The sequence below is a fragment of the Spiroplasma endosymbiont of Thecophora atra genome, from assembly GCF_964019735.1.
Taxonomy (GTDB): domain Bacteria; phylum Bacillota_I; class Bacilli_A; order Mycoplasmatales; family VBWQ01; genus Spiroplasma_E; species Spiroplasma_E ixodetis_A.
The window spans coordinates 1,182,250-1,201,535 of the sequence record NZ_OZ026464.1 but is presented as its reverse complement, the minus strand read 5'-3'; the positions used below and the strand labels follow the sequence as shown (position 1 = coordinate 1,201,535).

The following is a 19,286-nucleotide window of genomic DNA, read 5'->3' as shown; positions in this document are numbered from 1 at the left end:
AATTTTTTATTAAAAATTAAATAAGTCAGACATCATCTTTTAACAAAAACAATTTTATTGAGAGTTTGATCCTGGCTCAGGATTAACGCTGGCGGTATGCCTAATACATGCAAGTCGAACGAAAGTAGCAATCTTTAGTGGCGAACGGGTGAGTAACACGTATCTAACCTACCATTTAGTGGGGAATAACTGTTGGAAACGACAGAGCTAATACCGCATATGTTATTTATTTGCAATGATAAATAATGAAAGGAGCATTTGCTTCGCTAATTGATGGGGATGCGGCGCATTAACTAGTTGGTAAGGTAATGGCTTACCAAGGTAACGATGCGTAGCCGATCTGAGAGGATGAACGGCCACATTGGGACTGAGACATGGCCCAAACTTCTACGGAAGGCAGCAGTAGGGAATTTTTCACAATGGGCGAAAGCCTGATGGAGCAATGCCGCGTGACTGATGAAGGTCTTCGGATTGTAAAGGTCTGTTGTAAGGGAAGAAGTGCTAGAATAGGAAATGATTTTAGTATCGACCATACCTTACCAGAAAGCCACGGCTAACTATGTGCCAGCAGCCGCGGTAATACATAGGTGGCAAGCGTTATCCGGATTTATTGGGCGTAAAGCGTGCGTAGACGGTTTTGCAAGTCTGAGGTTAAATTTAGGGGCTCAACCCCTGACCGCCTTGGAAACTACATTACTAGAGTATAGGAGAGGTTAGTGGAATTTCATGTGTAGCGGTGGAATGCGTAGATATATGAAGGAACACCAGTGGCGAAGGCGGCTAACTGGCCTATTATTGACGTTGTGGCACGAAAGCGTGGGGAGCAAATAGGATTAGATACCCTAGTAGTCCACGCCGTAAACGATGAGTACTAAGTGTTGCCATGAGGCAGTGCTGTAGCTAACGCATTAAGTACTCCGCCTGAGTAGTATGCTCGCAAGAGTGAAACTCAAAGGAATTGACGGGGACCCGCACAAGCGGTGGAGCATGTGGTTTAATTCGAAGCAACGCGAAGAACCTTACCAGGTCTTGACATACCTTGCGAAGCTATAGAGATATAGTAGAGGTTAACAAGGATACAGGTGGTGCATGGTTGTCGTCAGTTCGTGTCGTGAGATGTTTGGTTAAGTTCAGCAACGAACGTAACCCTTGTCCTTAGTTGCCAGCATTAAGTTGGGGACTCTAAGGAGACTGCTAGTGTAAGCTAGAGGAAGGTGGGGACGACGTCAAATCATCATGCCCCTTATGACCTGGGCTACACACGTGCTACAATGGCTGATACAAAGAGTCGCTAAACCGCGAGGTCAAGCAAATCTCAAAAAGTCAGTCTCAGTCCGGATTGAAGTCTGCAACTCGACTTCATGAAGTCGGAATCGCTAGTAATCGCGAATCAGCAATGTCGCGGTGAATACGTTCTCGGGTCTTGTACACACCGCCCGTCAAACCACGAGAGTTGGCAATGCCAGAAGTCGGTGTCCTAACCGCAAGGAGGGAGTTGCCAAAGGCAGGGTTGATGATTGGGGTTAAGTCGTAACAAGGTATCGCTACCGGAAGGTGGGGATGGATCACCTCCTTTCTATGGAGTTTAGTTTCTAATAAGAAACCAAGACAACAAGAAAAATTAGATGGATGATTTATTGGATTACTTCTTTTGTTCTGTTTAGTTTTCAGGGATTGTTTTCTCTGAGCAATTGTTCTTTAAAAACTGGATAATAGACATCTTTTAAAAAAATAAGATAATTTTTATCTTGCAATAGGATATTCTAAAAATAAATTATTAAGAGCGTATGGTGGATGCCTTGGAATTGGAAGACGATGAAGGACGCGATTACCTGCGATAAGCTTCGGGGAGCTGGAAATAAGCTTTGATCCGGAGATGTCCGAATGGGGAAACCCACTATCTTTAATCAGATAGTACTGTACAATGAATTCATAGTTGTGCAGAGTGATACCTAGAGAATTGAAACATCTTAGTACCTAGAGGAAAAGAAAGCGAATGCGATTCCCTTAGTAGCGGCGAGCGAAAAGGGAGCAGCCTAAACCAGTCGTCAGACTGGGGTTATAGGACTATCTATTAGGTTCGACCTATGAAGAGTTACAAAATTTATATATAGCAGAAGTTGTTGGGAAGCAACGCCATAGATGGTGAAAGCCCAGTATGCGAAATGTATAAATCTCTTGACAGTATCCTGAGTACGGCGAGGCACGTGGAACCTTGTCGGAATTTGCGCAGACCACTGTGTAAGGCTAAATACTAACCAATTACCGATAGTGAACCAGTACCGTGAGGGAAAGGTGAAAAGTACCCCGAGAGGGGAGTGAAATAGTTTTTGAAACCATATGCTTACAACAAGTCGGAGCCCGTTAATGGGTGACGGCGTGCCTTTTGTAGAATGAGCCGGCGAGTTACGATTACATGCAAGGTTAAGTTGAAAAGACGGAGCCGAAGTGAAAGCGAGTCTGAATAGGACGTTTAGTATGTGGTCGTAGACCCGAAACCAGGTGATCTAGCCATGAGCAGGTTGAAGTTAATGTAACAGTTAATGGAGGACCGAACCAACGTTCGTTGAAAAGACCGTGGATGACTTGTGGCTAGCGGTGAAATTCCAATCGAACCTGGAGATAGCTGGTTCTCCCCGATATAGTTTTAGGACTAGCGTCAGAATTAGTGCAATGGAGGTAAAGCTCTGAATGTATGATGGCCCCACCTCGGGGTACTGAATGCAATTAAACTGCGAATGCCATTGTTACATATCTGGCAGTCAGTCTATGGGTGATAAGGTCCATGGACGTGAGGGAAACAGCCCAGATCATCAGCTAAGGTCCCCAAATCAATGCTAAGTGGAAAACGATGTGGAATTGTTCAGACAGCTAGGAGGTTGGCTTAGAAGCAGCCATCCTTTAAAGAGTGCGTAACAGCTCACTAGTCGAATGATTCTGCGCGGAAAATGTACCGGGGCTAAGCATTGTACCGAAGCTATGGGTCTATATGTATGTTTACATATATTGTGGGCGGTAGGGGAGCGTTCTAATCTGCGACGAAGTTAGACCGGAAGGACTAGTGGAGCGTTTAGAAGTGAGAATGCCGGCGTGAGTAACGATTGAAGGTGAGAATCCTTCATGCCGATTGACCAAGGTTTCCTGGGCTAGGTTCGTCCACCCAGGGTTAGTCAGGACCTAAGGCGAGGCCGAAAGGCGTAGTCGATGGATAACAGGTTGATATTCCTGTACCACCATGGTGACTGATGGAATGACGGAGAAGGCTAAAATGTCCCAGTGGTTGGTAGTGCTGGGCTAAGTACAAAGAGGGTTGTGTAGGCAAATCCGCACAGCGTTAACCTTGAAGTACGATGGGGAGTGAACGGTTCGCTTAGTAACGAAGCATTTGATGCCATACTTCCAAGAAAAGTTTCTAAAGACATCACCATGGTGCCTGTACCGAGAACGGACACACGTGGTCAAGGAGAATATCCTAAGGCAAGCGAGATAACTATAGCTAAGGAACTCTGCAAAATAACCCCGTAAGTTAGCAAGAAGGGGAGCTCATAGCAATATGAGTCGCAGTGAAGAGGTCCGGGCGACTGTTTAGCAAAAACATAGCTCTCTGCTAAGTCGTAAGACTATGTATAGGGGGTGACGCCTGCCCAGTGCTGGAAGGTTAAAGAGATTTGTTAGCGTAAGCGAAGCTTTGAACTGAAGCCCCAGTGAACGGCGGCCGTAACTATAACGGTCCTAAGGTAGCGAAATTCCTTGTCAGGTAAGTTCTGACCCGCACGAAAGGCGTAACGATCCGGACGCTGTCTCGGCTATAGACTCGGTGAAATCTTAGTACCTGTGAAGATGCAGGTTACCCGCGATTAGACGGAAAGACCCCGTGGAGCTTTACTACAACTTGATATTGAATTTTGGTGTAGTTTGTACAGCATAGGTGGGAGACGTTGATATGCAGACGCTAGTAGGTATGGAGTCACCATTGGGATACCACCCTTGCTATATTGAAATTCTAACTTGAGACCATAATCTGGTCTAAGAACAGTGTCTGGTGGGTAGTTTGACTGGGGCGGTCGCCTCCTAAAAAGTAACGGAGGCGTCCAAAGGTACCCTCAATATGAATGGAAATCATATGTAGAGCGCAAAGGTAAAAGGGTGCTTGACTGCGAGACATACAAGTCGAGCAGGAACGAAAGTTGGGCTTAGTGATCCGGCGGTGCTGTGTGGAAAGGCCGTCGCTCAACGGATAAAAGTTACCCCGGGGATAACAGGCTAATCTCTCCCAATAGTTCATATAGACGGGGAGGTTTGGCACCTCGATGTCGGCTCATCGCATCCTGGAGGTGTAGTCGCTTCCAAGGGTTGGGCTGTTCGCCCATTAAAGCGGTACGCGAGCTGGGTTCAGAACGTCGTGAGACAGTTTGGTCCCTATCTGTCGTGGGCGCAAGAAATTTGAGGAAAGCTGTTCCTAGTACGAGAGGACCGGAATGGACCTACCTCTGGTGCACCAGTTGTCACGCCAGTGGCACAGCTGGGTAGCTATGTAGGGCATGAATAAGCGCTGAAAGCATCTAAGCGCGAAGTCAGTTCCAAGATGAGATTTCTCATTCGAAAGAAGTAAGATCCCTTGAATACTACAAGGTTGATAGGTCAGGTGTGTAAGCATAGTGATATGTTCAGCTTACTGATACTAATAGATCGAGGATTTATTGAAGAATATATTCTCTATTGCAAATCAAAAGTAATCAAATTTAAAGATGTCTGTTTCTAGTTTTTAGGGAGCAATTGCTAAACTATTTGGTGTCCATGGCGGAGTGGTCACACCTGTTCCCATCTCGAACACAGCAGTTAAGCACTCCAGCGGCGAAAATACCAGCAATGGGAAAATAGCACGATGCCAAATTTTTTTTATTGTTAATCTTAATGTAAAAATTAAGATTTTTTTAATTTTTATATTAAAATAAGTAAATAATTTTATTTTTAATTTATGATTGTTTTAAACCACTTATACGCTCTGCTATTGATAAATCATTTTTTATTCATCAATATTATTAAATGCTTGCTTGATCTAAGCATGATAATGAGCATGTGCGACGACTTGCTAGTGAAGGTTGTCGTCCTCAATTACCATGAGGACAGGCATTAACAAATTTTAATTTTACAACAATTAAAAGCCGATCCCTCTTTTTATGTTCGTAAAAGTGTAGCAAATAATTTAAATGATATTTCTAAAACACATCCTGACTTGGTTACAAAAATTGCAAAGGAATGATATGGTAAAAACAATCATACTGATTGGATTGTAAAGCACGGTTGTAGGACCCTTTTGAAAAAAGGCAATATGGAGGTAATGAAAATCTTTGGTTTTACCAATATTGATTGTGTAAATGTGATTGATTTTGCTTTAGGTGCTGAATTTGTTTCTATTGGAGAAAATATGACTTTTTCTTTTAAGATTGAGACAAAAAAAGCAATCAAGGTACGATTAGAATATAGTATTGATTATGTGAAAGCAAGTGGTAAACGGAATCGTAAAATATTCCAAATATCAGAGATATATTTAAAGGAAAATATGAAGAAATTTTACGCAAAAAAACATTGCTTTGCAGATATAAGTACAAGGATTACAGGAACTCATTCAATTTCACTTATTGTGAATGGTACTACTTGAGATACATTAATTTTAAGATGTTGGCTATTAAATAGTCTAATTAATTATTTAATTAACCTACATATCAATTTAATTAGAATTACAAAGTTGGAAAATTAAAAGATTTGTATTTTATTTTAAAAGTCTTAATATATATTATATATATTGTATACTATAAAAAACTATTAGTAGTATCAAAAAGGGGGTACTTATGAAAACATTAATAAAAACATTAAGTGTTTTAACACTTGCAACAACAACAGGAAATTTAACTAATCTATTAAACACAATTGAAGAAAAAACTAATATTGCAACTAATTATATTCAAAATAAAAAAAGTTTAGAAAATAAACATAGTGCAATTAACTTAGCAGATATAATAGTAAATAATAATTTAGGACTTATTAATAGTGGGAAGGATTTAGCACCATCTAAAATGAGTTTACTAATAGGTATTATTGAAGCAAATCATCCAATTAAATCATTAACTATTAATGATTTTGATATTAAAAGACAAGATAATAGTACTGCTACAATTATTGGTAAAGGTGATTATATAGGAACAGTTAATTTGTATTATAGTATTACTAATTTTGTTTCTCAAAAATTAACAAATGGAAACATTTATGCTTTAGGTGTTGATTCACAAGGTAATATTTTTAGAGCACAAGAAGATAAGGTTTATAAGATTACTCCAACAGGATTAGAATTTTAATGGCAGGATTAGAAGGATATTGGGCAGTTAGAGCCTTAGTAATTGATAATGAAGATAATGTTTATGTTGGTAGTGATAATGGTTTTGTTTATAAGAGTGATGGTGTACGTAGTTTTGAAAAAATTATAATACCAGGACCAAAAAACTGAATTTGAGCTTTAACATTTGATAAAAATACTGAAACTGTTTATGTTGGTAGTAATACTGGTGTATGCAAAATCAACAAAAATGGAAGCACTAGTTTAATGCAAGGAACAAATGGTGATCATATTCATAGTTTAGCAGTTGGTTCAGATGGCTCAATTTATGCTGGTGATGATGATCGTGGAATAATTTATAAAACTGATAAAATAAGTCAAACTTTTGGAATATTTCAACAAATAAACGATGGGCATCAAATTGATAGTTTAGTAGTTGACAATGATAATACTGTTTTTGCTGGTTCTTGAAATGGTCGTCTTTATAAGATAAAGAATGGAATATATGAGGTAATATTAGAAACAAATCCAAACCACGAGGTTAAAGGTTTAGTCATTGATAGAGATAATAATTTATTTGTTGGTATTGACTCTAATAAAGTATATAAAAAAATAGAAGATACAGATTTATGTTCTGAATTATCTGGAATAAAAAATACTGATGATCATATTTTTGCTTTAGCAGTTGGTCCAGATGATTCAATTTATGCTGCTGGATCGCAAGGAATTTTATATACAGCTAAAAATTTTAATAAAATATAGGTTATATATAAGTAATTAGTATTTTTTTAATAAAAATAAAAGACTTGCTTGCTAATTATATAGTAAGTTTTTTTATTTTTATTTAAATTTATGTACTAACATATTAATTAACGTTGGATAAGCATATATTTTTGCACCTTTAGTTTGAGATTTAACTAAATGTTGAATATCACTTTCAGCACTACAGCCAATATTTCAATCAGCAGGTTGATTAATAATACCTTCTTTATTATTTTCAAAAATTCTTAAAGTTTCTTTATTTACTTTTGTTTCAATTAAAAATGCTATTAATTCATCATATTGACCATTACAAAAATATTTTCAAGCCTTTAAAAAGTTTTTTAAATTTTCTGGATTAACTTTATTTTTTCTTTTATCAGGTTTATATGCTGTTCATAAATAATAAAAAGCATGATATTTATCTAGTACATAATAAGCACCCAAATATTTTGCTAAATTATATATTCATCCAGCACCATCACCAGAAACTACTAATTTTGCATTTTCAAATTCATAATATTTTTTTAATCCATTTCAAGTAAAATCAACTGTAGGATTTGCTTGTAAATAATCTTCTTTAGGACTATATTTATAATCACCCATAAAAGTATAAATTTTATTTGATAATTTATTTCTATTTTTACCTATTTGTTTTTTACCAGTATTATATGAAATACTACGAATTTTTTGCATTTCTCTTTTATGATTTTTATTTCAAACTGGAACATAACAATCATCAGCATTAATATAAATAAATTCACTATTTTTAACTTTAAATTTTTGTTCTGGTAATTTTTCTTGAACTTTTGCATTTTTATGAATTTTACTAATTGTTACTTTTGAAACATAAGTAAATTTTAAAATATCTTGTATATCTTGATAATGTTTCTTTCTTCCAATATATGATATTATTTCTTCTTTTAATCAACTAATAATTTTTGCTCTTTTTTCAATATTAAACTCTTCATAAACTGGATAATAATATTTTTTCTTTAATTTATCTCAATAAACTCTTTGATTAAAAATCATTTTACCAAATTCAAAAATAATACTACGATTACATTTTTTAGCAACTTTATATCTATCTTTATCTCTATTTTGAAAAAAATATTCATCAAAAGCATGGATTTTATTAACATGATTTGTTATAATTCTATTAATTTCATATTCAAGATTATTTTTATAATTAAACATTTTTTAACACCTTTCTATTTATTTTTTTATCCTAACTATTTTAACAAATTTGTTAAAATATTGTTGAAAAATGTTTGGTTTTAGAGTATAATTTTAAAGAACGATTGAAATAATTAGCAAATCTATTGCAACGTTTAAAGATAACTTTTATTAGTTATCTTTTCTTTTTTAATAAAATAATGTACAATAAAGAAAAATATAAATAGAAAAGGAAAATAAAAATGATTGAGCAATGATTAGCAGATGTAATAGTACTTTCAGTAATGTTTGGAATAGTATTTTTGGTGTTAATTACATGTAAAGGACATGATTTATGCCATAGAGAAAAAAATGGGTATATTTTTTATGTTTATATCTTTGAATTTTTTTGGTTTATTTTGAGCATATAAAATATATAAAAAAGACCATCCTAATTTTAAATTCTGATTAACTGTAAAAAATAAATTTAGAAGAAAAAATAAAAAAATAGCAGTATAATGCTATTTTTTGTTATAATTATATTATAAAAATTAAAAAAATAAATATATGAATAATTAATAAAGTTAATAAGTTATTTTTGGTAGTTTAACTTAAAAATTATATTAATTATATCATAAATTTTTTTGTTTTTAAAGCATATGAAAGGAGATTTTTATGTGCAAGAAGAAAAAATAAAAATAAGAACAATTTTTAATGATGCAAAAGCATTAAGAGAAAAATTAGAAGAATATTTTAATCATTGTAAACAAACTGAAGAAGTACCAACTAAAATTGGTATGTTAGTTTATTTAGATATTACAGAAAATACTCTTTATAGTTGAAAACAAAAAAAGAGAAATACTTTTTTACAACAAATTAATTGAGCATATTTACAAATACGTCATATTAATACACAAAGATATTTAAAAGCAAATGCAAATAATACTGCATGATATTTAGAAAGAGCATTTGTGAAAGAATATCATTTATCTACAAAAATTTTAATAAAAAGTAGTGATAATACAGCCCCTATAGCAATTAGTTTAGAAAATAAAGGTAAGAATAAATGTTAAGTAATTTTGATTATTTATTAGATATTGCTAAAAGAATGTATTTAAAACAACCTTTAAATATTACTAAAATTAAACAATTAGGTAGTCGTAAATCTGGTAAAACATTTAGTAATATTGAATTCTTAGGTATTTTATTAATGTTAGATAATATTAATATTCATGCTTATTTAATTCGTAATATGTCAAAACAATTAAATGATAGTTGACAAGAATTAAAACAAATTATTAGAGCAACATATCCTAGTATTAATTTTATTATTAGTGAAACTAAAAAAACTATTGAATTTAATGGTAGTAAAATAACTTGTAAATATTTACATTCACAAGATAATAGTAATGTTAAATTAACTGGATTAGCAAGTAATTATTTATATGATTATGTAATTATATGAAGTGATGAAAGATATGAAATTACTGAAAATGATTATCAAGATTTAAAAGATGCTATTCGTTGTGCAAATCAATTATTAGAAATTGAAAGTTGTAATCCTTGAAGTATTTTAAATGAATTTATTAAAAAAACTATAAATGCTTGTCCACAAAATGAAAAACAAATTATTAATGAATATGAATAATTTACTATTATTGATAATACTATTTATCATTATCAAAATTGAAAATTAAATACTCATTTAAAAGATAGTGATAAACAACAATTATTAGAAATAGAACTTCTAGACCCAATATCTGCAAGAGTAAGAAGTCATGGTTTAGTTGGTTATGAATCTGGTGGAATATATTCACATTTAATTCATAAGATTAGTAGATTATTACAACCAAGTTATAGATTTAGTGCTGGATTAGATTATGGGTTTAAAGATGATGCTTTAGCATGTTTATTAATAGGTTTTGATTATAATTTTAAATTTGTTAATGTTATTGATTGTTTAAAAATAGAAAATAAATTAATTCGTTATGATAATAAACAATTAGCAAGATTAGTAGTTGAGTTTTATATTAAATTAGCAAAAGAAAATAATTTACTTTATGAATATGGTTTAACTGTATATTGTGATTTTAGTAATTATACATTTATTGAAATGTTAAATGATACAGCAATTAAATATCAAGTTAATTCATGACTATATTTTAAAGACTGTATGAAATTAAGACTTGAGTTTAGAATAGGTAAGAATGTGGCTTTAATGGCTTCAGAACGATTAAATATTAGTATGAATGCACAAGCATTATTAGATGAGTTTAGATTGGCTGTATGAGACCCTAAAAGTATTAAACAAATACCATTAGCGGGTAATGACCATTTACGTGACGCATTTGATTATGCTATAGAACCATATATTAGAAATTTAAGTGCAAATATAAATCCTTATTTTGAAAGGAAGTAACATATGAATAATCATAATACTGAAATATTAACTCCTAATTGATGTATGATAAATCTTCAAGAAATTATAGCAAATCATGCAAGTAAATTATTATGAGGTAATGGTTATACTTTAACAAGTGAACATGAAGAATATAAAAGAGCAATTGAAAAATTAAAAGAATGAAATAATTTAGATTTATTATTTTATCAAGATTGTCATATAAAGAGTGGATATGGTTATAGTATTGTTCAAATTGATAAAAGTAAAAGTGGTAGAATATCATTAAATTTTGCTCAACCGTATGCTCAATCAAGAGTTGCAAGAGTATTAGAAACTGAATATAGTGCATCAACATGGTCAAGATTACAATATGATGACCAAAGTATTTATGTTAAAACAACATATACTCGAAATCAAATAATTAGATATTTTACTAGTGATTATGTTACTTTAGATGGTTTACAAAAAACAAATAAGTGATGATTTAAAATTACCTTTAATAGATAATCATAATTTAGGTATTATTCCAGTTAAATTTATGCAAAATTTACCTAAAAAGAATTTCTTTGGTGGAGTTATTGGTGATTATTATCCAGATATGACTCCAATTAAAAAATTACAAAAATTATTAAATAAAACATTTGAATCAATTGAACATGAACTTGAATATAATGTTACTCGTGTATTTTTAGATATTACTGAACAAGAAATAAATCAATCTAAAACTGCTTTTGATTTTAAAAAATTAATAGGTAAATTTATTTTACAAGCAAATTTAAGAAGTTTAGGAAGTACTAGTGGAATACCACCAATTGCTATTTTACAAGGTAGTCCAATATTAGATAAATATGCAGAATTTATTCAATTTATTATTGATAAAGCATTTGAAGGCTCTGGATATAGTCCAGTAAATGATACTACAAGTCAAAAAACTGAAGCAGAAGTATTAATTACTAATTCTCGTGATATGGAAACTACAAGAATTAAAAGAACTTTAAATCAAAGTGATTGAAATGAAATATTTCAAAGATGTTTTATATTAATGGGATTAGATGGTGATAAATCTAAATGAACATTTGAAATTAAAGAAAATACTATTACAGATAGATTAAAATCACTTGAAATTGATGAAGCAGAATTAAGATTAGGAATTACTAATATTAAAAGAATTATTGTTAAAAGATATGGTGTTAGTGAAGAAGAAGCACAACAAATTATTGAAGAAAATAGAAAATATCAAAAAGAAGAAATTGAATTTAATAATACTTTTTTAGGAGAAACTAAAAATGATACCGAAAATAAATCATCAATTAATTAAAACAGTTTGAAAATCAACTGGTGAAATTGAAAAAGATTTTACACAAAATAAAGATTTACAATTTCGTGTATATCCTTTTATTATTATTTTAGGTGCTATAAATTCAACAGAAACTGGTTATAAACCACCAACTAGCATTCCTAATGATTATACTTCATTTAGTAAAATATTTACTGGACGTGAAGCAATACAAGCAGTTTGAGACCATTCTTATTATCCTATTCAAAATAAAGATAATCCAGATGAAGCATATAAACAATTACAAATTGGTGATGTGTTTTATGGGAATATATTATCAGACCAATTAGGTATTATTTATTCAGCAACACCAGCAAAGAATGCTTTTATTCAAGAACAAGCAATTAAAAATGTAGTTATTAATATTCCAAATGAAAAAAAGAATTTTAATTTTATTAATAATATTGTTTCAAATTTATATAAATTATATATGATTCCAGAAATTAATAAAGTTATAAATACTGATAAATCTATTAAAGTTGATAGACAATGATATATTCTTGAAGTTGCTAGTAAAACTTATAATAATGAAAATAAAGAATTAGCATATATTCAATGTACTTTTAGTAGTTTAAATGATAAATTAGCACATAGTGGATTAGCAATTAATCAATATGTACAATTAGGTGCACCTGCTGACCCAGTAGCATTACCAGTATTAGATGAAAATAATAATATTATTTTAGATTCAAATTATTTAACACCTTTACCAGTTACTCATTGTCAAATATCTTTTTATGGTTCAGTAAAACCTATTTCAATAGCATTATGAGGTAGAGAGATTGATAATAATCCTGAAAATACTAAACAACATAAATATAGACAATATACAAGTAAATTATTATTTCCATGAGAATATCAATGTAGTACATATGACCCAGTAAGTTTTCAAGCATTACCAGAAACAAATTATGTATTAACTGTTCAAGGACAATCAGTTTTAGAAAGTTATCAAGATTGACAAAAAGTAATTGCTCCAAATTATGATGATGGTGCAACAAAACATTATGAAGGTCATTTAAGAACTAATGTTGAAAAAACTAAAAATACTAATAAATTAGATGTTTCTAATAGATTAGTAAATTATTGAGATAATATTTTTTTAAATGGTGCTGAAATAGAAGATTATAATTATGCAACTGCTGGTAATCCATATTTTCAATATTATAATAAAAATAATAAAAAATTTATTGGTAATACTCATTATAATATGAATAATAATAAATTTAAGCAATTAAATACTATAAATGCATTACATTATTTTATTTATAATCCTATTAGTGAAATACCTTTAACAGTAAGAGAAACTATTAAAATTAATCTTAATACTATACCTGTATTTGGTTCATTTATGAATTTCTTTCTTGGTGGTTTAGATATTGGTGCTAAATTATCAAGTAATTTATTAATACCACAATTTCCTTATATAAATGGCTTAATATCTGCTGAATTATATAATTTTTATACAACATTATTATATAGTTCACAAAGTACTAATCCAGCATTAATTCCATTCGATGTATTTAGAAATGATACTCCAGATGCTATTCAATCTGTTGCTGGAACAGCCAGTCATATGACATCATTTACATTTAATTTAACTGATAGTTTATCAATGTCAAAATTTAATATTAATGATAATACTAGTTCTACTGGTTATAATCTTACAACTGATAATTTAGTTCAATTAGATAAAACTGATAAAACACAAATATATTTATTACCATCAGATAATGATATTAATCCTTTATTAAAAGAATCAGATTTTACTAATAAAAATATATTAAAATGAGCAATTGATATGATTGATATTAAAGTTGTAGGTAAAAGTAATTTTAAAATCACATTTTATAGTATGCCAGATAATAGAAGTGGTGCTGTTAATGATAATTTTAGTATTTGAAGTGGTACTTATCAAACAGTTGGTAAAGCAAGTAATAATAGTAGATTAATTCAAAATACATTTATTTTAGCAAATAATACTTTTAAATTTGACCAACCATTTAATTATCCACAAGCAATACAACCACCACCATTAATAGAAAGAGCGCATCCTATATTTATTGATTTAAGTAATCAAAGTCAATATGGGATTACAAATAGTATTATTAGTACTACTCAAACAGATGTTCATCAAAGTAGATATCAAATGAGACCGCATATTTTAGAAGATGTTAAAGGTAAATTTCATAATAGTATTGGTATTTATGTAAATCAATATGGTTATGATAATGTTGATAAATTTAAAGAAGATTATGAAAGTATAACATTTAATTTTAATATGAATGCGTTATATGAAACTTATGATGGTGAAACTACAAAAAGTTGAACTAATTCTAAAAATTGATTTACACCTATTAAAATAAATTTAAATGATATTGGTAATTTACCAGATGACCAAAATGATACTGCTCTTTTCCAAGATAAGGATATTATTTATAATAATAATTCTGGAAATCATAATGATAGTAATAATAATTGAACATTTAATGTTAATAATAAAGAAGATTATAGTCAAATTGCTTCTTTAACAAATGCAGAAAGATTAAATAATATATATATTAATGATTTATTATGAACAAATGATAATCCAAGTAGTGGTCACACAATATCTTCATCAACATGATTTAAAATAATGACTTTTAAAACAAAAGCATATGAAAGTCAAGAAGATAATTTAATTGTTATTGAATATCAATTTATAACTACGTTTTCAGCAATACCTCCACAAAGACCACCTTCATATGAAAAAACTAACGCTAATTGAAACTTACAGACTACATCATTGGTAATTAATCCAAAAAGTTCAACTTAGAAAGGTGGTGGTAATTATGTTAAATGAAAATGAAATGAAAGAAGGTAATAATATGGAAGAAAAAGAAAAAGATGAACAAGAAGAAACTAAGGAAGAAGAAGTAAAATCAGAAGAAAATACTGAAAAAGAATCTGAAGCTGAATATAAAAAAGAACCAGAAACTGAAGAATCTAAAGAACCAACTTTAGAAGATAAATATAAAGAATTAGAAGAAAAATATAATGCTTTATATAAAGAAAAAACTGATAAAGATAGAGAAATTAGACATTCAGAAAGTTATAAAAAATATGATTTATCACAAGAAAATATTAATTTATTAAAAAGATATCTTGGAGATAAAGAAGATATTGATAAAGAATTATCATTATTAAATAAAGATTTTCCACATTTATTTGCTAAATTGTAAAGGTAAGTGCAACTAAATTATTTTTCTATCCAAATATTCGATTGGTGAAAGATAATTTAGTATTTTTCTTGGTCTTTGGTTTAAAGACAATATAAATTTATGAACTTCATTTTTATTAGTTTTTGAAAAAATAAATTTTTTAGGAAATTTTTCTCTAATTAAACCATTAGTATTTTCATTAGTACCTCTTTGTCAAGGTGAATATGGATTGGCAAAATAAATTTTTATATCTAAATTTTTTTCAAGTTGTTGTCAATTTGAAAATTCTTTGCCACGATCAAAAGTAATAGTTTTAACAATGTTTTTAGGAAGAATTGATAAATAATAACTAACATTTTTATTAATAACTTTAGTAGTTCTGTTTTTAACTAATATTGCTAAAGTAAATCGTGATACTCTTTCAACTAAAGTTATTAAACATGATTTGCTTTTACCTCGTGATGATACTATAGTATCTCCTTCTCAATGACCAAGTGTTATACGATCATTAACATTTATATCTCGTTCTTTAATTGATTTACCATTAAACTTGCCACGATTTTCTTTAGATTTTCGTTTTTTACCTTTTCTTCTTAAATTTTTACTAGTAACTTTATCAAGCATTCCAAAATAAATTCAAGTATAAATTGTTTTAAAACTAATAACTCACTCTTTATGAAAATTTTTAATTCTGCCATAAATTTGTTCAGGTGATCAACCTAATAGTAATTTTTGTTGTACATATTTTACTAAATTCTTATTTTTAAACTTATGAAAACTAATATGTGATTGTTTTCGATTTTCAGCTTTATTTTGTGCAATTAATGAAAAATAATGATTATTATCTTTATTTCTATTAATTTCTCGAATAATAGTACTAATACTTCGATTAAGATTTTTAGCTATTTCACTAATTTTAAATTTAAATTTCAATTGATTCTCAATATAAATCCTTTCATCTATGCCAAGATGTTTATAACTCATATAAAAACTCCTTACTTTTTTCTAAACTAAATTTAGCATTATGAAATTTTTATATGAGAATTTTTTGCAATTTTATTTACTTGCACTTACAAGTATAACTCAGCATTTAATAAAAATAAAGACACAAATATTAGTAATTCTTTAGATGTAAAAGATAAATTTAAAGAAGAAAAAGATGATGAAGTAGATACTAGAAAAATAGGAATGGTAGGTTAAAAATATGGCAATTATTATAACACAATCAACAACGATTAATGACCCAAGTAATCCAACTGGTAAATTAGATTTATCAGTTAAATATATTAAAAATTTAAAAGTTTTATTATCAAAAAGAGTTGCATTAATTAATGCAACAGTTGAAAATAGAGAACAATTAGATGCTGGTACTGCTATTTATAATATTACTAAAAGAAATCTTACAGATGATTATGATGCTGGTGCTGGTGCTAATGATTTAACAGCAACAAGAGTTGAACAAATTTTATTAGATAAAAAGAAACAAATAACTTTTGAAGAAGAAACACTTGATTTAAAAAGATTAGGTGCAAGATATGAAGATGGTAATGTTCTTGTATCAGATAGTTTAGCATCAAGTTGAATTGATGCAAAAGCAAAATCAGTTGAAACATATTTAGTAGCAAAATTATTAGCATTAGCAGTTAAAACAGCCAAAGATAATGGAATTATTAATATTGCATTACCAAGTACACCAAAAATAGATGATTATAGAATGTTATTATGATTAAAAATATCAAATACATTAGCAACCTTAAAAGCAAGAATTACTGATGAATATATCGGTACAGATGAAGAAGATTATACTTTATGAGTATCTAGTTTCTTTAAACCATTAGTATTATTATCAACTACAATTTTAGGTAGTGATAGTGCTTCACAAGCATTAAAAGATGGTAAAATTGTAGAAATTGGTGGTATTAAAATTGTAGAATGTCCTTGATTAGGTAGAAATTATCCGATTGCAACTATTGATAAAAAAGAAGGATTTAACTTTTTAGGATGTGATGCTGTATTAGTGCATAAAGAAGCATTAGCATTTCCATTTAATCGTGGTCAAGATAATATTTTTGTTTTACAAACTAATGGTAATGTTAAGAATTTTCATAAGTTTTTAGTTTCAGAAGGTAAAGCATTAAGACCAGATTTAGTTAAAGGATTTACAGTTACTTCAAGTATTGATATTGCAACAGCAATTGAATTTACTAATTTAGGAAAAATAACTATGGCTGGTGATACTCCAACAGCAGATGAAGTAGAAAAAGCAGTTATTGCTAAAAATCCTAATTATCAAAAAGGTAATGCTAATTTTTCAGATTTAACAGCAACAAGTGCTAATGTTGAAGGTAAAACTTTATATGATGGTTCTTTACAAGTAACTTTTACAAAGAAGTAATTTAAATGCCTATTATATTATTGTTAAGAATGATATTAGAAACTGCTGTTAGTGATATACAAACTGCTGAATTAATAGAAAAATTTAAAAAAAGTAATTCATTATTTAATAGTTTTTTAAAAAATCCAGCGGGAATATTAAAAAATCAATTAATGTCAAAAGTATTAGGACAAGGTAAATCTCAAAAAGAATTATCTGAATTTCAACAAGTTTTACAAAAATTAACTAATTTACCAGTAATTCATAAAAAAATAATGACACATATTACTAATAATAATATTGCTAAATTACAACATATTCAAAAACAATATTTAAATGGTAAGTCATTAATGGATAAAGGTAAAGAAATAATAATGAATTCTTTAACTGAACAAGATTATGACAGTATGATTGGAGTTTATGTAAATCTTTCAAGTTCTGCTCTTGCTGGCGGTATATGAACTCCAGTAGTACAAGCACAATCAGGTACTTATGGTATTGCTACATTAACATATAGAACAAATTTAAGTAAATCATATGATTATTTTAATGTTTCAAGAGAAACTTGAATTGATATGTGTAAAGCAACTGGTGCTTATGGTCATGGTGCTAATAAAATATTTATTAATCAATATTTAGGTGGAGTTCGTAAAACAAGAGAAGAAATGAATGCTACGGTTAGAAAAAATGTTAGTCAATTAAATAGAGCAGTAACTAAACCTAATAAATCAGTTATTAGTACAGTTAATAAATCACAAGCAGTACAAGGATATGGAAGGTATAAAGATTATGGAAAACAAAAATAATATTGATTGAAATGTAAATTTAAATTATATTACAAAAGATGATTTAAAAACTATATATGGTTTTATACCAGATGCAGACCAAACTACTACTGATAATACTAAAACTGATTTTACTATTATGGCAATTGCTATTTCAAGTGAAAGAATTAATACTATTACTGGTAATCAAATTGAAGTAATAGGATTTAAAAATCTTAATGAAACTCAACAACAATTAGTTAAAAGAGCAACAGCAAGAATGACTATATATTATTTAACTGATGGAATGGCATTTATAAGAAGTTCAGTATCTATTAGTGGTAATGGTTTATCAAGTAGTATTAGTTCACCAAGTGAACCAGATTATGTATTAATGGAAGTATATAATTTATTACAACAAGCAAATTTACATACACCAAGAAAAGCAATTAATAATAGTATTTCATGTAATACAGATAATTTTAATACACCTAGTATATTTGATGAAAGTGATAGAAGAGTTATTACTTGAGATTCTGGTAATAAAACATTTTTACAAAAAATGGGAATAATTGAAGGAACTGGTATAAAAATAGATGATGTAAGTGATACTATACCTAAATTAAAAATTCATGTTGATAGTAATATTGATTCATTATGAGAAGTAAATAATGAAAATCCTAATTTTATTAAACTAAAAGATTATAAAGGTATTGATGTTAATGGTAAAAGAATAATTGATGTTGGTACACCTACATTTTTAAGTGATGCTACAACTAAAGTATATGTTGATAATTTATTAGAAAAAAACAAAATAAATTAATTGCTGGTGAAAATATTAAGATTGATGAAAAAACTAATACTATTAGTGCTACTGGTGGTAAAGTAGATTTATCTGATTATTATAAAAAAGAAGAAATAGATAAAAAATTAGAAGATACAAAATCACAATTTCCTATTGCA

The 19,286-nt window shown here is 29.2% G+C and carries 14 protein-coding genes, 3 rRNA genes and 1 pseudogene; 16 read left to right on the top strand and 2 right to left on the bottom strand.

Annotated elements, in window-relative coordinates:
- Positions 1-53: 53 nt before the first annotated feature.
- From AACL05_RS06770 to AACL05_RS06745, 6 genes and pseudogenes are all read left to right on the top strand, one after another.
- A 16S ribosomal RNA gene (locus tag AACL05_RS06770) occupies positions 54-1,576 on the top strand.
- A 191-nt stretch (positions 1,577-1,767) separates the two neighbouring features.
- Positions 1,768-4,705 (top strand): 23S ribosomal RNA (locus AACL05_RS06765).
- Between the two features lie 82 nt (positions 4,706-4,787).
- Positions 4,788-4,894: ribosomal RNA gene (rrf, locus tag AACL05_RS06760) — 5S ribosomal RNA — on the top strand.
- Together the 16S, 23S and 5S rRNA genes form the textbook arrangement of a ribosomal RNA operon.
- Before the next feature lie 152 nt (positions 4,895-5,046).
- Positions 5,047-5,761 (top strand): annotated as a pseudogene (locus AACL05_RS06755) (DNA alkylation repair protein); the annotation flags it as partial.
- 91 nt (positions 5,762-5,852) lie between these two features.
- Positions 5,853-6,356, top strand: a complete 504-nt coding sequence (locus tag AACL05_RS06750; protein ID WP_338985922.1) for a hypothetical protein — start codon at positions 5,853-5,855, stop codon at positions 6,354-6,356.
- A complete protein-coding gene (locus tag AACL05_RS06745; RefSeq protein ID WP_338960962.1) occupies positions 6,356-7,096 on the top strand; it encodes a hypothetical protein in 741 nt (246 codons plus the stop codon). Before AACL05_RS06750 ends, AACL05_RS06745 begins: the two co-directional genes overlap by 1 nt.
- A gap of 78 nt (positions 7,097-7,174) precedes the next feature.
- Here the strand turns inward: AACL05_RS06745 and AACL05_RS06740 are convergent, their stop codons facing one another.
- Positions 7,175-8,290, bottom strand: a complete 1,116-nt coding sequence (locus AACL05_RS06740) for an Mbov_0401 family ICE element transposase-like protein (RefSeq protein WP_338960959.1) — start codon at positions 8,288-8,290, stop codon at positions 7,175-7,177.
- A gap of 635 nt (positions 8,291-8,925) precedes the next feature.
- Between AACL05_RS06740 and AACL05_RS06735 the strand changes: the two genes are divergently transcribed.
- From AACL05_RS06735 to AACL05_RS06705, 7 genes are all read left to right on the top strand, one after another.
- A complete protein-coding gene (locus tag AACL05_RS06735; RefSeq protein ID WP_338960956.1) occupies positions 8,926-9,321 on the top strand; it encodes a terminase small subunit in 396 nt (131 codons plus the stop codon).
- On the top strand, positions 9,315-9,896 hold the full coding sequence (locus AACL05_RS06730; RefSeq protein WP_338960954.1) for a phage terminase large subunit: 582 nt from the start codon (positions 9,315-9,317) through the stop codon (positions 9,894-9,896). Before AACL05_RS06735 ends, AACL05_RS06730 begins: the two co-directional genes overlap by 7 nt.
- Before the next feature lie 465 nt (positions 9,897-10,361).
- Entirely contained in the window at positions 10,362-10,667 is a 306-nt protein-coding gene (locus tag AACL05_RS06725; RefSeq protein ID WP_338960950.1) for a hypothetical protein, read from the top strand.
- A gap of 3 nt (positions 10,668-10,670) precedes the next feature.
- A complete protein-coding gene (locus AACL05_RS06720; RefSeq protein WP_338960949.1) occupies positions 10,671-11,156 on the top strand; it encodes a hypothetical protein in 486 nt (161 codons plus the stop codon).
- Positions 11,104-11,967 carry a hypothetical protein gene (locus AACL05_RS06715; RefSeq protein WP_338960946.1) on the top strand — a complete coding sequence of 288 codons (864 nt, stop codon included), beginning with the start codon at positions 11,104-11,106 and terminating at the stop codon, positions 11,965-11,967. The genes AACL05_RS06720 and AACL05_RS06715 overlap by 53 nt, the downstream gene beginning before the upstream one ends.
- Entirely contained in the window at positions 11,936-14,800 is a 2,865-nt protein-coding gene (locus AACL05_RS06710; RefSeq protein ID WP_338960944.1) for a hypothetical protein, read from the top strand. Before AACL05_RS06715 ends, AACL05_RS06710 begins: the two co-directional genes overlap by 32 nt.
- Positions 14,801-14,816: 16 nt before the next feature.
- Positions 14,817-15,206, top strand: coding sequence for a hypothetical protein (locus tag AACL05_RS06705; RefSeq protein WP_338985921.1), 390 nt, complete (start codon positions 14,817-14,819; stop codon positions 15,204-15,206).
- Between the two features lie 12 nt (positions 15,207-15,218).
- Here AACL05_RS06705 and AACL05_RS06700 read toward each other — a convergent pair whose 3' ends face one another.
- A complete protein-coding gene (locus AACL05_RS06700; protein ID WP_338960236.1) occupies positions 15,219-16,169 on the bottom strand; it encodes an IS30 family transposase in 951 nt (316 codons plus the stop codon).
- A 220-nt stretch (positions 16,170-16,389) separates the two neighbouring features.
- Between AACL05_RS06700 and AACL05_RS06695 the strand changes: the two genes are divergently transcribed.
- The 3 genes from AACL05_RS06695 to AACL05_RS06685 are packed head-to-tail and all read left to right on the top strand — an operon-like array spanning position 16,390 to position 19,146.
- Entirely contained in the window at positions 16,390-17,580 is a 1,191-nt protein-coding gene (locus AACL05_RS06695; protein ID WP_338960940.1) for a hypothetical protein, read from the top strand.
- Positions 17,581-17,585: 5 nt separating this feature from the next.
- A complete protein-coding gene (locus AACL05_RS06690) occupies positions 17,586-18,365 on the top strand; it encodes a hypothetical protein (RefSeq protein WP_338960938.1) in 780 nt (259 codons plus the stop codon).
- A complete protein-coding gene (locus AACL05_RS06685; RefSeq protein WP_338960935.1) occupies positions 18,349-19,146 on the top strand; it encodes a hypothetical protein in 798 nt (265 codons plus the stop codon). The genes AACL05_RS06690 and AACL05_RS06685 overlap by 17 nt, the downstream gene beginning before the upstream one ends.
- Positions 19,147-19,286 lie beyond the last annotated feature (140 nt).